Source organism: Bacteroidales bacterium (assembly GCA_031275285.1).
Taxonomy (GTDB): domain Bacteria; phylum Bacteroidota; class Bacteroidia; order Bacteroidales; family UBA4181; genus JAIRLS01.
Genome location: JAISOY010000011.1, coordinates 15,659 through 30,324, shown reverse-complemented (window position 1 = coordinate 30,324; position 14,666 = coordinate 15,659). Strand labels below are relative to the sequence as shown.

At 35.7% G+C, this 14,666-nt stretch carries 14 protein-coding genes; 10 read left to right on the top strand and 4 right to left on the bottom strand.

What is annotated here, in order from left to right; translation table 11 throughout:
* The 9 genes from LBQ60_01285 to LBQ60_01245 all read left to right on the top strand — a co-directional run.
* Positions 1-1,407: SusC/RagA family TonB-linked outer membrane protein (locus LBQ60_01285; protein MDR2036535.1), on the top strand; the 1,407-nt coding region annotated here is incomplete at its 5' end.
* A gap of 14 nt (positions 1,408-1,421) precedes the next feature.
* A complete protein-coding gene (locus LBQ60_01280; protein ID MDR2036534.1) occupies positions 1,422-3,479 on the top strand; it encodes a RagB/SusD family nutrient uptake outer membrane protein in 2,058 nt (685 codons plus the stop codon).
* Positions 3,480-3,499: 20 nt separating this feature from the next.
* Positions 3,500-4,432, top strand: a complete 933-nt coding sequence (locus LBQ60_01275; protein ID MDR2036533.1) for a DUF4361 domain-containing protein — start codon at positions 3,500-3,502, stop codon at positions 4,430-4,432.
* A gap of 392 nt (positions 4,433-4,824) precedes the next feature.
* A complete protein-coding gene (locus tag LBQ60_01270) occupies positions 4,825-6,060 on the top strand; it encodes a site-specific integrase (GenBank protein ID MDR2036532.1) in 1,236 nt (411 codons plus the stop codon).
* A 54-nt stretch (positions 6,061-6,114) separates the two neighbouring features.
* Complete coding sequence (locus LBQ60_01265; protein MDR2036531.1) at positions 6,115-7,236, top strand: PDDEXK nuclease domain-containing protein; 1,122 nt, start codon at positions 6,115-6,117, stop codon at positions 7,234-7,236.
* Positions 7,233-8,597, top strand: coding sequence for a hypothetical protein (locus LBQ60_01260; protein ID MDR2036530.1), 1,365 nt, complete (start codon positions 7,233-7,235; stop codon positions 8,595-8,597). The genes LBQ60_01265 and LBQ60_01260 overlap by 4 nt, the downstream gene beginning before the upstream one ends.
* A gap of 137 nt (positions 8,598-8,734) precedes the next feature.
* On the top strand, positions 8,735-9,088 hold the full coding sequence (locus tag LBQ60_01255) for a DNA-binding protein (GenBank protein ID MDR2036529.1): 354 nt from the start codon (positions 8,735-8,737) through the stop codon (positions 9,086-9,088).
* A complete protein-coding gene (locus tag LBQ60_01250; protein ID MDR2036528.1) occupies positions 9,085-10,131 on the top strand; it encodes an AAA family ATPase in 1,047 nt (348 codons plus the stop codon). Before LBQ60_01255 ends, LBQ60_01250 begins: the two co-directional genes overlap by 4 nt.
* Positions 10,132-10,304: 173 nt before the next feature.
* Positions 10,305-11,573, top strand: a complete 1,269-nt coding sequence (locus tag LBQ60_01245; GenBank protein MDR2036527.1) for a DUF6371 domain-containing protein — start codon at positions 10,305-10,307, stop codon at positions 11,571-11,573.
* An 8-nt stretch (positions 11,574-11,581) separates the two neighbouring features.
* Here the strand turns inward: LBQ60_01245 and LBQ60_01240 are convergent, their stop codons facing one another.
* The 3 genes from LBQ60_01240 to LBQ60_01230 all read right to left on the bottom strand — a co-directional run bounded on the left by LBQ60_01240 (position 11,582) and on the right by LBQ60_01230 (position 12,964).
* Positions 11,582-11,911: an alkylphosphonate utilization protein gene (locus LBQ60_01240; GenBank protein MDR2036526.1), complete on the bottom strand. Its 330-nt coding sequence runs from the start codon at positions 11,909-11,911 to the stop codon at positions 11,582-11,584.
* Positions 11,912-12,471: 560 nt separating this feature from the next.
* Positions 12,472-12,684: a type I toxin-antitoxin system SymE family toxin gene (locus tag LBQ60_01235; GenBank protein MDR2036525.1), complete on the bottom strand. Its 213-nt coding sequence runs from the start codon at positions 12,682-12,684 to the stop codon at positions 12,472-12,474.
* Positions 12,685-12,691: 7 nt separating this feature from the next.
* The gene (locus LBQ60_01230) at positions 12,692-12,964 is read right to left on the bottom strand and encodes a hypothetical protein (GenBank protein MDR2036524.1); all 273 of its coding nucleotides are present in this window, start codon (positions 12,962-12,964) and stop codon (positions 12,692-12,694) included.
* Between the two features lie 164 nt (positions 12,965-13,128).
* On the opposite strand from LBQ60_01230, the gene LBQ60_01225 reads away from it, so the two are divergent.
* Entirely contained in the window at positions 13,129-13,539 is a 411-nt protein-coding gene (locus tag LBQ60_01225) for a helix-turn-helix domain-containing protein (GenBank protein MDR2036523.1), read from the top strand.
* A 74-nt stretch (positions 13,540-13,613) separates the two neighbouring features.
* On the opposite strand, the gene LBQ60_01220 is transcribed toward LBQ60_01225, so the two are convergent.
* On the bottom strand, positions 13,614-14,666 hold the full coding sequence (locus tag LBQ60_01220; GenBank protein MDR2036522.1) for a hypothetical protein: 1,053 nt from the start codon (positions 14,664-14,666) through the stop codon (positions 13,614-13,616).

The following is a 14,666-nucleotide window of genomic DNA, read 5'->3' as shown; positions in this document are numbered from 1 at the left end:
ATCAGATACCAGGGACTATCGGCGAGATTCACCTATGGTTTCCGTGATACCTACATGATCGAATTGAATTTTGGTTATACCGGTTCTGAAAACTTCCAGCCGGGCGATCAATACGGTTTCTTTCCATCAATAGCTGGTGGTTGGGTGCCTACTCAATACGAATTTATAAAGGAAAATCTACCCTGGTTGGATTTTTTAAAAATCAGGGCTTCTTATGGTAGTGTAGGAAATGATCGTATTACTGGTGACAGGCGCTTTGCTTATCTGACCACTTTTGATTACTCCGGTAGTGTAGGATGGGGCGGATCAAGTGTGATTAACGAGAACCTTGTTGGCGCTGATAACCTACAATGGGAGAAGGCCATCAAAAGTGATTTGGGGATCGAAGCCCAATTTTTCAAACAACGGTTTTCCTTCACTGTTGACTTTTTCAATGATAAACGAGATGGTATTTTCCAGCAACGTACGCAGGTACCCGGTTATATCGGCGCTGTCAATATGCCGTATGGAAATGTGGGAAGTATGAGAAGTTACGGATCCGACGGTAACATCACCTTCATCCAGCCGATCAACGAAAATATGAGTTTTACGCTCAGGGCAAATTTCACTTATTCGCTGAATGAGATAAAATCCTGGGAGCAAGTGGATCAAAAATATGATTATCAATATTATGACGGATGGCCTAATGATGCAGTAAGAGGATTTAAATCACTGGGGCTTTTCCGTGACGAAGCTGATGTTGCGGCAAGTCCAACACAATTCGGAACAGTTCTTCCTGGAGATATTAAATATAAGGATGTTAATGCTGATGGGAAAATCGATGATTATGACAAGATCCCGCTTTCCCTGAAGAATAATTATCCTGCATTGATGTATGGATTCGGAGGAGAATTTGTATATAAAGATTGGACTTTAGGTTTCCTTTTCAAAGGAACGGGGAAAATGGAATACTACCATGTCGGGGTTTATGAAGATAGAATAGGAGGTAGTAACGGAATAGGTTATGTCCCTTTTCATAACCAGGCAACCGGTAATGTATTGACCATCGCTGCAGACCAAAAGAATCGGTGGACACCTGCCTCTTATTCAGGCGATCCGGCAACCGAAAATCCTAATGCTGTATTTCCCAGGCTAACCTATGGCAAGAATGATAATAATTCCCAGGTATCTGATTTCTGGAAAAGAAATGCCCAGTACCTGAGATTACAGGAAATATCAATTAGTTATAGGATGAAATTACCAACACTGCAAAAAATAGGTATTTCCTCTATAGAGATGCAACTGGTCGGAACCAATCTGTATACTTGGGACAAGGTGGATATTTTCCATCCGGAACAAGCTTATCGTAACGGTGTCATTTATCCGATACCAGCCCAATATGCCTTTCAATTATATATTCATCTATAAATTAATGAATTATCATGAAAAAAATAATTATAAGATTTCTTTTTATTCTTCCGGTTTTCTGCTTTCTGATCAGCATTCACTCGTGTAAAGATTTCTTGGATATCAGCGATTACTCTAAAGATTTGCTGACTTACGATTCCATTTTTTCCAGTAAGGACAATCTGGAATCATACCTGTGGGGAGCGGCCGGCATGCTTCCTCTTGAAGGTGCTATCTGGGGTAATGGTGCCGCCCAGGGGAAATCTTTTCCCGGAATCGCTTGCTCCGATGAGGGATTTATACAATGGATCTCTTCAGGTTGGCAATCAGGACAATTAATTCAGGGAACGATCAATGCGGATAATATAGCAAGTTCAGGTGGTAATTTATATTTGTGGGACCAGATGTATAAAATTATCCGTAAAGCCAATCTGATCATTGCCAATATACACAAGTGTGAAGGTTTGACAACCATTGAACGGAATACATACTTAGGCTATACTTATTTCCTGCGTGCTTATGCATATTGGCATATATTATCTGTACACGGTCCCGTTATCTTGTTGGGAGATCAGGTATACGACACCAATAAAGAACCGAGTTATTATGTCAATGAAAGAGCCACTTACGACGAATCTGTGGAATATATCTGTTCTGAGATGGAAAGAGCGGCTCCTTTTTTACCGTCTTCTGTTCCTATAGCACAATTCGGACGCCCCACCAGAGGATCTGCATATGGTATGATTGCCCGAATCCGCCTCCAGCACGCCAGCCCTTTGTTTAATGGCGGCGGCGGGGCTACAGGCGATGCCGGAAACTCGGCCAGACTTTATTATGGTTCCTGGACAAGAGCTTCCGATGGCAAGCATTATGTGAATCAGGATTATGACGAACGCAGATGGGCATTGGCCGCCTATGCAGCCAAACGGGTTATGGATCTGAATACGTACTCTTTGCACACCTATGAGGCAGATAATTTTACCCCGGCATTACCGGCGGGGATGGTAAATAAAAATAATTATCCCGATGGTCCAGGAGGTATTGATCCATACAGATCCTATTCGGATATGTTTACAGGAGAAAGCCTTGCCGCCAATAATCCGGAATATGTCTGGGGAAGAATGGATATTTCCACCAGGCAATATACCCAACATAGTTTTCCCAAGGAATTCGGAGGATATGGAGGGATGGCACTTACCCAGAAAGTGGTGGATGCATTTTATCTGGCAGACGGCGGTGATCCTGTTTTTCCGGGTACTGTGGATTGTCCCTATGATGAAACGGGATTTTTTACAGGTTCCAGGACACAAATATACTCAGGATACGAACTGGGTGGAGGTCCCCCGGTATTTAACATGTACATGAACCGAGAAGCACGTTTTTACGCATGTGTAGGATTTAGCCAGTGTTTCTGGCCGATGAGCTCGACCAGCGAATCAGGTAAATATAATCAGTACTTCGGTTATGCAGCAGACGACAATGCCGGGAAATACCAATCGACAGGCAATGTGGAAGATTATACCACTACCGGATATGTTTCCAAAAAGTATGTCCATCGTGACGATGCATGGTCGGGGTCCAATGCTGCCAGGCTCAATAAACCATTCGGTATTATCCGTTATGCGGAAATTCTTCTCTCTTATGCCGAAGCGTTGAATAATCTGACCCAAACATGGGCTATCACCGGGAGCGACAGTGTTGTGTACACTTTTTCGCGTGATGAAGCCGAAATGGCCAAGGCTTTTAACTTAGTCAGGTATCGTGCCGGACTACCAGGTTTAACAGCTGAACAGTTAGCCACTAAAGACAATTTTTTCGAAGTCCTCGAAAGGGAACGGATGATTGAATTTTTGCATGAAAACAGGCGGTATTATGATATCCGGCGTTGGGGAATCTATATGGACAGGGATTCCGAACCCATAGAAGGGATGGATGTCGAAGGAAGACGCAGCGACGGTACATATTACGAACGTGTCAGATTGAATAATCTAAGAGCCAGAAGCCGTGTTACCGATAGGAAAATGGTATGGCTTCCGATCAGTACGAGTGAAATCAAAAAAGTACCTACTATCTCACAAAACCCTGGATGGTAGCAAATTATTAATAAATTAAGATGATGAGATATTTAAGTAGAATAATAGCAATTGTCATATGCTTCGCTATATCCGGATGTGATGTTTACGATCAGTTCCGTGATGAGATGTATATGAATGTATTTTGCCTGATTGGGGATTCCGAGAATATTTACGCAACCACTCATTCTTTCAAGAACGAAGTATCCGAGGGATTTGTATCTATATATTGTGGTGGTACCAATTCTATAGAAAACGATGTTACCATTGTATTGGAATACGATTCTGTAAGTATACAGGAGTATAATGAATTAAATTATGATCTTGATACAGCACGGTATACACAGTGGCTGCACCCCTCAAAATATGAGATCCAGACATTTTCCGCCACCATGAAGGCAGGGCAGGAAGACCCATATGTAGTGATTCCTCTAAAAATATTCACTAAAGGAATTACCCCTGACAGTATCTTTTTTATTCCTTTGAAAATAAAGAGTATTACGGAAGGATATACAGTAAATCCCGATATGAGCAAAGTGCTTTATCGTCCTTTTGTTGAAAATGATTATGCACAGACTAAAGTTCAGACACTTTATGGTTTACGTGGTAATAGCAATGGCACTGAGATAACGGCTACAAAAATTGCTTTCCCGATCAGTGCCAATCAAATAAGAATATCGGTTGGAAAACAAACGGTATTGGATGGTAACAGCAGAATAGATCTCGACCTGATCAACAAATACAGTATTGTTCTCACTGTTAATGAAAACAATACTGTATCAGTTGGTCCTTATGCGACTATTCAGGTAGAACAACTGGGGGAACCGGGTGAAAACCGGATGGAAATTACCGATCTTACGCGCTTTTATATCCATTACAGATACAGGACGTTGGAACAACCGGCAACGGAAACGAGTGAAGCTGTTTATAGTAGTTGGATAGAGGTAGATGAAACATTAAGAAGACAAAATTAATCAAAAGCATTTATTTCATTAACCTCCGGGATTTTCCCGGAGGTTTTTTATGATCTCATTATCAGATTAATCATCTGATCGTTCAAATATTCAGGAAATGGTATTTTTACATTTTCTCATATAAATGAAAAACAAAAAAGACCATCTGTTTCAGATGATCTCTTTCAGTGGAGATAAGGAGAATCGAACTCCTGACCTTTTGACTGCCAGTTTAAATTGAATGCTATTCACGCTAATTCACAAACTTTCATTTTTAGTATTTATTTGTTGATTATCAGTTACTAATATATTAAAATATTATTCATGTAAATTCATAAAATTTCAAATAATCGTTATATTTGTGGGCAAATTGTGGGCTCATAATTTATGTTCCCACACAAAATAAAATGTCTATGATTAACAGCGCACATGGAGGAATTACAGTTTTTGTTTTTTTTGATACAAGAAGGTCTGATAATAATGATAAATTTCCTGTCAAAATAAGGGTTAGGTATCAAAGAGATAGAAAAGATTATTCTACAGGACAAAAACTGACCGAAGAAGAGTGGGAACAATTACCAAAGAATAAAAGTGCAAAGTTCATCAAGCTGAGAAACGATGTGCAAACTACATTCAAACTGGTTGATTCTGCCGTCGAAAGTCTTTATCGTGATGATGAATTTTCTTTTACGGCATTGAGTAAAGTATTAAGTAGGGGAACTGCAGACACTATAAATACAGCTTTTAAAGCAAGGATAAGTATACTGGCAGATGAAGGACGGGCAGGGACACAATTGTATTATAATTCAGTATTAAACAGCATTGTGTCGTATAAAGGAGAACATATAAAGTTTGTAGATATTACGGCAGACTGGTTAAAGAAATATGAGAAATATTTGTTGGATGATGGAAAAACATATACAACAGTAGGTATTTATATGAGAGCTATTCGTGCAATTATCAATGAAGGGAAAAAGAACGGAATTATAAAAGAGGCACAATATCCATTTGGTAAAGACAAATACGAAATTCCGATAGGCGAAGGTCGTAAACTGGCTTTGAACATGCAGCAAATTAAAACACTTGTTACGTATACTGATGGTAGAGAGGCTACCGAACGTTATCGTGATTTATGGTTTTTCTCATATTTGTGCAATGGAATCAACTTTACTGATTTATTGAAATTGAAGTTTTCAAATATAGTAGGAGATGAAATTTGTTTTTATAGACAAAAGACTATTAGAACATCAAAAGTTAAACGTGAAATACAGGCAATGATAACGCCAGAAATACAATCTATAATAGACCGTTGGGGAAATTCAGATAAAAATCCAGATAATTATATTTTTCCTTATTTGAAGGGGGGAGAAACTCCTATGCAAGAAAGAAAAAAAGTTATGGATGTTACAAAACGTACGAATCGTAAACTAAAAGAAATAAGTGAAGCTATTGGTATCAAAGGAATCAGTACCTACACCGCACGTCATAGTTATGCCACTGTATTAAAACGTAGTGGTACAAACATTGCTTTTATCTCCGAAAGTTTAGGACATAATGATTTGAAAACTACTGAAAACTACCTTGCATCATTTGAACAAGAAGAACGGAAAAAGAATGCAGCTTTACTTACTCAAGGTTTTTATGATTGAACTGTCTTTTACTACAAAAAATTTATCTTTGAAAGTTAAACCGAACAACCCAATATGCCAAACATTATAAAGTCTGATTCTGAATACAAACAATGGTTGACTGACCTAAAACTACGTATTCGCCAAAGCCAACTGAAAGCAGCTATTAAAGTTAATTCCGAATTGATAAATCTATATTGGAGTATAGGAAAAGACATAATTGAAAAGCAGGAAAATTCTAAATGGGGAGATCAACTTATTCCACAATTAAGCAGAGATTTAAAACAGGAGTTTCCCGATATGAAAGGCTTCTCAATAAGTAATCTCAAATACATTCGTCAGTGGTATTTATTTTATAATGAGATGAGTATAATTGGCCAACAAGCTGTTGGCCAATTGACGAAACAAGCTGTTTCGCAATCGGAAAACGTAAAAAGCCAACAAGTTGTTGACCGAATTCAAATTGTGCAACAGCTTGTTGCCCAAATACCGTGGGGACATAACTTGCGCATTATATCCAATTGTAAATCAATGGATGAAGCCCTGTTTTATGTTCAAAAAACCATTGAAAACGGATGGAGTAGAAGCATTTTAGAAATTCATATCAAACAGGATGAATACAAACGATCAGGCAAATCCTTAACCAACTTTAAGCGGACATTGCCCGATGTTCATAGCGATTTGGCACAAGAAACATTAAAAGACCCTTACAATTTTGATTTTATTACATTAACGGAAGGGTATAAAGAAAGGGAGTTGGAAAATGCACTAACAGAAAACATTACAAGATTCCTATTAGAATTGGGTGCAGGTTTTGCTTACGTAGGAAAACAATACCCATTACATGTAGGCAATCAGGATTTTTATATTGATTTGTTGTTTTACCATTTAAAACTACGTTGTTATGTAGTTATAGAACTGAAAGCAACGGATTTTATTCCCGAATATGCAGGAAAATTAAGTTTCTATTTATCGGCAGTAAATGATTTATTAAAACATCCATCCGATAATCCGACTATTGGGTTATTAATATGCAAAAGCAAAAATCAAATTATTGCCGAGTACGCACTCAACAATGTAAACCACCCCATCGGAATATCCGAATATGAATTAACAAAGATATTCCCGAAAGATTTTGAAGGAAGCTTGCCAACCATTGAAGAAATCGAAGAAGAACTTGAAAGAGAAGAAGAATGATACAAGAAATTGACCATCTTCCTGACGGATTATTCGGGGGTACATATTTTGTTAAGCGACCTGACGGCTACACAGACCCTGACAACATAATCTTTACGGACAAAACTTATCGGGAAAAATATGATTGCATATCGGATTGGGTAAATAAAGAGCTTGAAAGACATTCGCTTTTTCCGAAGTTTGTAACAAAATCTGGTGCAGTTACTGTCAACACACTTCATCTTTTGAAGCGGATTGACCAAACGCAATACCTCATCAATCAGGATTCATTTAATGAAGAGTGGTATGAAAACATTGTCCACTATACTGAAGCAATGGTATGCTGTTTTACCAAACCTTATGTAGGATTGCCTTTTTTCATAAAAGAGATAAAATTATATGTCCAAAGCATTCATCTTACAGAAGATAAAAAAGCTCAACTGATAAACTTGCTTGACACATATTACATAAATGGCAAAGTTCCCGATTTTTACGAAATAGATTTTTTGGATTCAAAAACATTGGAAGATATTGATGAAAAGAAAAAACATACACCTGACAACATTAGCCAACTAAGAGATATATTTGGTGAATGGCTTGAAATATTGCCGTTTGAAATCGGTTGTTTTAATCAGGGAAAAGACTACTTTCAAAATAGAATATCTGATTTCCTTATTAAAAACAATGCTGTAAAAAATAAATATTCGGACTTCACATTCAGTTCGTTCAGAAGACCACACGAGCTTATTGAATTTCTAATTGACACAACAAAAGAGATGCTTCAAAAGGTTAATAGTGTCAAATGGGGAAAAACAGCGAATAATTCTGAAATAGAAAAGCGTAAATATGAAATTGAAGATGCAAATCATTTGATAAAGCAGAAGGAACTACTTTTAAAAGTCGGCAGTTATGAAAACAGCTTTATCAAATTAATCCGAAAATGGCTAAAAAATGAGAAAGAATACTTCAAACGACTGAAAGAACGGGATTATAAATCTCAAAAACAAGTCATAGCAAAGGAAGAAACAAAAAAGAATAACACAATTCAATCTGACCGGCATTTCTCTGATTTCTTAACATGTAACGAAAAGCAGAAACAAACAATACTATCCAACATCAAAACTTTATCCAATAGCATCATCACGGGTCGTGATTGGGCTGTCGTTTTGTTGGCATTATGCGAATTGAATTATATAACATTACCCAATAAAGGGCGAAATATCATTTACCAGGCATTCAAAGATGAATTTAACATTGATACTACTGATAAAAATCTGAATAAATACATTAGCTCTTACATGTATAACAAAGGTTTAGAATCGGGTGTCACGATTGATAAATCCGAAGTGGAATCTATGCTACGCAAACTTACTGAAATATAAAACGGTAGCTATTAGTAGCCTTTAGTGGTTAACGTCTAAAAGCCTTTGCCACAGCTCTCATTTGCCTTCATATTTGCATTACCAAATTTGGGAAAGTCGGGACGCCGACCATTTTTTCATTTAAAATGTAACGCGATATGAATTCGGTTATAGTTACCACTCCAGAACAATTGACAGCAATCATAGAAAACGCCGTCAATAAAATTTTAAAATGCGAAAAGCCAAAAGAACCTGAACGGGATAATCTTTCAGGCACTAAAGAGGCTGTACAGTTTCTGAATCAAAACGGCTATGAAATATCCTCATCCCTGTTTACAAAACAAACAGCAAAAGGAGTAATTCCATGCAAACGATTTCATAACAGGCGGTTGATATTCTCAAAGCGCGAGTTGTTGAACTGGGCAGAAAGCAAGTGCGTACCTGTACGCAATGACGAAGAGATAGTACTGGCATTGGCTAAAAGTGCAAACCGTAAATTGGCAAGAAGATGAATAATAGTAAAGGGAAAATCCCGCAATGGCAGGGAAATAAGACCAAACCCCTATTAAGTGTCGAAAGTCTTAACGATAAATTGAAAGAATTAATGGGTGTTGCCGAATACACAGTTAATGCAGGAATTTTTAAAGGAAAAACGGTAAACAGAACCATTATTGAAGCATTAAGACGTCCAAAACCGCGTGAATTGTGGCGTGAATTATGGTACGAAGGCGAACTATGTATCCTTTTTGCCGATACCAATCTGGGTAAATCAATCTTAGCGGTTGAAATAGCAGACTTAATCAGTCAAAAAGAAAAAGTGATCTATTTTGATTTTGAACTGTCGGATAAGCAGTTTCAAATCAGGTACAGTGATGATATGGGAAATCACTATCAATTTTCCGATAACCTGTTGCGTTTTGAAATCAATACGGATGGGATTACCACAGATGATATAGAGAAACAAATCAATGAAGACATGAAAAAAGTGATTGAAACGACAGGCGCAAAGATTGTCATTGTAGATAACCTGACTTACCTCAGTGTTGAAACCGAAAAAAGTAAATCGGCATTACCCCTGATGAAAAGTTTAAAAACTCTCAAACGTAAATACGGATTGTCAATATTATGTTTGGCACATACACCCAAACGCAATCTTTCCAATCCCATAACTCGGAACGACCTTGCAGGTTCAAAGACGATTATCAATTTTTGTGATTCGGCTGTTGCCATCGGAGAATCTGCACGTGACAAATCTGTACGATATGTGAAGCAAATAAAGTCTCGAAATTCAGAAATCGTTTACGATGCAGAAAATATCATCTTGTATCAAATCCTGAAAAAAGATGACAATTTTTTAAAGTTTGAATTTATCGGTTATGGTATTGAACGAGAACATTTGAAGGAGTTTAGTGATAACGAAATGGAAGAACGTAAGAAAAAAGTACTGGAAATGAAAAGGCAAAATATCAGTAATCGTAAAATAGCAGAACATTTTTTAGTTACTGAAAAAACAATCAGGGATTGGCTGAAAAAATATGATTATGTACACCTTTAAGAAGTACGCATTCGACTACTAATATCCTGTAAATCTGTCTGTAAAGTGCGTAGTTATTGTACGCACTTTATACTCCTGCGTACTTCAAGTACGCACTTAATTAAATAATAATCAATAAATTAAATAGCAAATGCGTACTTCTTATGGTGTACATAAAAACCAAAAAATCAATCATGCAACAACATAGATTCATATTAGAGCCTTATAAAGGATTGCGAACAAGGCATATTTGTCCTGCTTGCGAACGCAAAGGTGAATTTGTAAGCTATATAGATACCGAAAACAATTATTCGTTACCCGACCATGTAGGCAGATGTAACAGAGAATCGTCATGCGGTTATCATTACACACCGAAGCAGTTCTTTGAAGATTGCCCGAATGAAAAGCAATATATTGCAGATAAAAAGCAAATAGAAAGCTATGCTCAAGCAGTTGAAAAGCATCGTGTATGCGTGCCAAAAGCAAAAAAGACGGACTATTTTGAGTATCGTGTAATGATTTCGTCAATGGCAAGGTATGAAACGAACAGCTTTACCAATGCTTTACAAACCATATTCGATGAGATACAGATAAAAAACATTATTCATCGCTATTTTTTGGGAACAACCAAAGACGAAGGTGTAATTTTTTGGCAAGTTGATGTTTCGGGAAATGTCCGTTACGGAAAAAGGATGCATTATACATTCGATTTACACAGGGACAAAACAAAACATCCTGTTGGAGTACATTCTTTGATGCGTTTATACCACTTTAACCACAAACAATGTTTTTTCGGTGAACATCTTTTAAGTATACCCGAAAATAAAGATAAAGCGGTAGCCATTGTGGAATCGGAAAAAACAGCATGTATTTGCAGCGAATTGCTGCCCGATTACATTTGGTTGGCAACGGGCGGAAAGAACGGATGCAGATGGGCGGATAAAGAAGTCTGCAAAGTACTGTCAAACCGTAAAGTCATTCTTTTGCCTGATGTGGATGCACATCAATCATGGGTTGAAAAATCGAATATACTCGTAAGCTATGGTATTCAAGTGTTCGTTTTTGACAGTTTAGTACAACTCTCTCCCGAAACACAATACGATGTTGCCGATTGCTTAATTTGGGATATTCAAAACAGAAAACAACAGGTTAGCATAGAATCGGTTGTTCAAACAGATACTACTATTTTTGAAAGGATGAAAGTCAAAAATCCATCATTTGAAAAATTGGTAAAAGTTTTTGACTGTAAAATTACTGACGAATACCAATACGAACCGTTACCCAAAGAACAACTTGCCATGTTGGGTGAAAAACTACCCGATTTTAATTCGTTTACAAAGAAAGAAATAGCAGAAATACTTAAAATTGAAATTTTCCGAGTGGAAGAACTGATTCAATCAAATTCGGTTTATTTTATTCACCAAACGGCGAAGTATTGTAAAGCGTATGGTGTTCCTTTTTAACGAACAGATTATGATTTTTTTAAAAATTCGGTTTTCAGATAAATACTACTGCCTTCTACCTTGCCTTCAATATGTGTAAAATCATCCGTAAGACGAATATTTTTAACTTTTGTACCTCGTTTTACCACCATTGACGAACCTTTCACGGGCAAGTCTTTGATAACGGTTACACTATCTCCATCGGCTAATACTTCGCCATTGCTGTCGCGTGATGTGTTATCAGATTTGTCTTCATCATGCAGTGCATCTTCACCCCACTCATATCCGCAATCGGGACATATATTGGAAGTTCCATCAAAATAGTTGTTTTCACCCTGACATTTGGGGCAATTTTCCATTTCACTCATATTAAATATTCTAAAAGGTTGCGAATATACTAAATATCCTGAATTTACTGTATTGTAGGCTGTTTAAAGGCTGTCTTTACCCAGTTCAGAGGCAGTAAATACCAAGTTTGTACCCAGTTGAAAGGCTGTTCAATGGTTATAAACATGTAGTAATTTGGGAGTTTACATTTATTGAATCAATTTTTCTTTAATAAAAGTAAAAAATCACGGAGAGTAATCAAACACAACATTTTTCTATATCAAGAATAGCTGTTTCTATCTGTTCGTTCGCATTGAAAACCAATAAATCGTTGCCGGATTAATCAATGCAAAAGCAGTTTATTACATACCGCAGACAAATAAATACTGCAAAACGGATGGAGTGACGTTTTTATATGATATACCTTTGATTTATAATAATACTTAATTGGTGATAAGATAGTAATTGATTGGTGCTACATTGATAAAAGATGATTAATAAACCGTATCGTATTTACAAATAGATGGCTTCTAATATCTATTATTGCCAGATTATCAGCAGTTTATTCCACAAAATAATAATTGAATGCAAATTATTTATCATTTGGGTTATGTAGTTTTTTAATAACCATCGTATTATCATCTGTGATGTTGATTTGTATTTGTTCACCGATATGATACCCAATATTTTCAAGCCATTTTCCCCTGAGACGTATATAAGGTACTTTGACCTCTTCCCATTTACGAGGCGAATAATGGTCATATATAGTAATTACTCTACTTTTTTGCACTTCTTTGGGGTTCATGGTTTTCCTAACTATTTACTTTTCTACCAAATTCTTCACTCTTTATGATAGAAATATCGCATAAAGACTTAAGTAATTCTCGAAAATTTTTTAGCAATAACAACCCTTCCAAAGCGGATTCACAATCTGTAAAATCATCACCTGCTTTCTGTACGATCCAATCATTTACTACAATACTTGTTTCCAATAAAGTGTCAGCGTGTTCCTGAATATGACTGATTAATTCAACCGCTTCATCATTTAAAGTCAAATCCTTATATCTGAATACTTCATTTTCCATGATAACCAACTAATTGTAAAATTTTATAATTTTAATACCAAAGAAACATAACCAAGCACAAGTATTCTACAAATCTTAATTGTACTAAACAAATGAACACCTGTAAAAAACCTACTTCTTTTTTCTATATATTTGTCGAAATATGTTTTTGAAAAATAATAGCTATGAATACAGATACAGCACCATTAAGAAAGGTTCATCACGGACGGAATATCAAACGTTTACGTGATATGTTAGGAATGAAACAGGAAACTATTGCTATTGAATTAGATATTACCCAACAATCTGTATCCGATTTAGAGCAAAAAGAAGTTATTGATGATATAATGTTAGATAAAATTGCTAAAATACTGAAAGTTCCTGTAGCTGCAATTAAAAATATGAATGATGAAGCTACAATTAGCTATATAAATACCTTTAATGACAGCAGTATTAATCACGGTCAAAGCCCTAACTATTATTGTACATTTAATCCATTAGACAAGGTCGTAGAATTATATGAACGGATGTTAAAGTCGGAACAGGAAAAAGTAGTTTTATTAGAAAAGACATTTGACAAGCTGACAGGAAAATAGTAAAACCATATCAAAGTTTGTTAGCTTTTAATAGTTTTGAGATTACAATTAACTACTCCATAAAAAAAAGGTATTTAAATTTTATGCAAATAGGTGTTTAATAAGTCTAATACAAATAGTTCTAATTGATAGTTAACATCTTTTACAGTTTCAACATCATCAGTCATATGCCTAAAATCATGAACGACAAAATTTCTAAAAGCGTAAAGAGATTCTGGAAAATCAAAGGATGGTCTTCCTTTTGTTGTTATAAATGTATTACATCTGTCGTGTAAAATCGTATAGTCAAATTCAATATCGCACCATTTAATTAATAATAAGATTCTATCACTTTCTTTTTCAATTTTACTGATTCTTTCTCTAAGACTTCTAGCATACAGTTTTTTATTCTTAAAACTATGAATTGTATTCTCTAAACTAAAAATAAGAATGTCTTCAATTAATAACTCTATAATTTGATATAATATATGAAACCTAATAATAGGATATTTTTCAAAAAACAAAAAGTTGAAGAATTTATCTAAAAATTTATCACCAATAAAATACTGGGATATTTTTGATATTGTTATTTTCCCGTTAGCCAAAGGCATGAGAACTTCTGGGTTAACTTCCTCATTTTTCAAATAATAACCATATTTATAAAATGAACTATAATAATTTTGCACATTGAAGTCGGGTATAATCTTTGTTAAAGATTTGTCATAAATAAAAAATATAGCATTATTATCAACAAAATCTTTATTTATTATTTCAGCAAAATCTCTGCTGACAATATCATCTGCACTTATTTCATAATGTATTAATAAAAAATGAGCTATAAATGCATATCTGCAATAATGGGGATTTGTAGCATAGTCGTGAGAATCTGAAATTATTGAGGAAGCAGGAAATAACCAACCAATACGACTTTTCAAATCTTTCTCAATTACTAAGAAGATGTCATTCTCTACAAAGTTTTTTTTGTAAAATATTTTGTATCCGTAATTGTCTGATTTTTCATTAAATAGCACTCCTTTATGATCTTTGTCCTGTAAACAATATGGTATATTCACAAATTCTCCCGCACTCTGATTATTCATTACAACAAAAGAATGAGTAGCGTCATCATAATCTACTAGAGTATTCAT

Bases quoted from the DNA above. Each gene is read 5' to 3' on its own strand.
- LBQ60_01280 (MDR2036534.1), top strand. From the start codon at position 1,422: ATGAAAAAAATAATTATAAGATTTCTTTTTATTCTTCCGGTTTTCTGC.
- LBQ60_01275 (MDR2036533.1), top strand. From the start codon at position 3,500: ATGATGAGATATTTAAGTAGAATAATAGCAATTGTCATATGCTTCGCT.
- LBQ60_01270 (MDR2036532.1), top strand. From the start codon at position 4,825: ATGATTAACAGCGCACATGGAGGAATTACAGTTTTTGTTTTTTTTGAT.
- LBQ60_01265 (MDR2036531.1), top strand. From the start codon at position 6,115: ATGCCAAACATTATAAAGTCTGATTCTGAATACAAACAATGGTTGACT.
- LBQ60_01260 (MDR2036530.1), top strand. From the start codon at position 7,233: ATGATACAAGAAATTGACCATCTTCCTGACGGATTATTCGGGGGTACA.
- LBQ60_01255 (MDR2036529.1), top strand. From the start codon at position 8,735: ATGAATTCGGTTATAGTTACCACTCCAGAACAATTGACAGCAATCATA.
- LBQ60_01250 (MDR2036528.1), top strand. From the start codon at position 9,085: ATGAATAATAGTAAAGGGAAAATCCCGCAATGGCAGGGAAATAAGACC.
- LBQ60_01245 (MDR2036527.1), top strand. From the start codon at position 10,305: ATGCAACAACATAGATTCATATTAGAGCCTTATAAAGGATTGCGAACA.
- LBQ60_01240 (MDR2036526.1), bottom strand. From the start codon at position 11,911: ATGGAAAATTGCCCCAAATGTCAGGGTGAAAACAACTATTTTGATGGA.
- LBQ60_01235 (MDR2036525.1), bottom strand. From the start codon at position 12,684: ATGAACCCCAAAGAAGTGCAAAAAAGTAGAGTAATTACTATATATGAC.
- LBQ60_01230 (MDR2036524.1), bottom strand. From the start codon at position 12,964: ATGGAAAATGAAGTATTCAGATATAAGGATTTGACTTTAAATGATGAA.
- LBQ60_01225 (MDR2036523.1), top strand. From the start codon at position 13,129: ATGAATACAGATACAGCACCATTAAGAAAGGTTCATCACGGACGGAAT.
- LBQ60_01220 (MDR2036522.1), bottom strand. From the start codon at position 14,666: ATGAATACTCTAGTAGATTATGATGACGCTACTCATTCTTTTGTTGTA.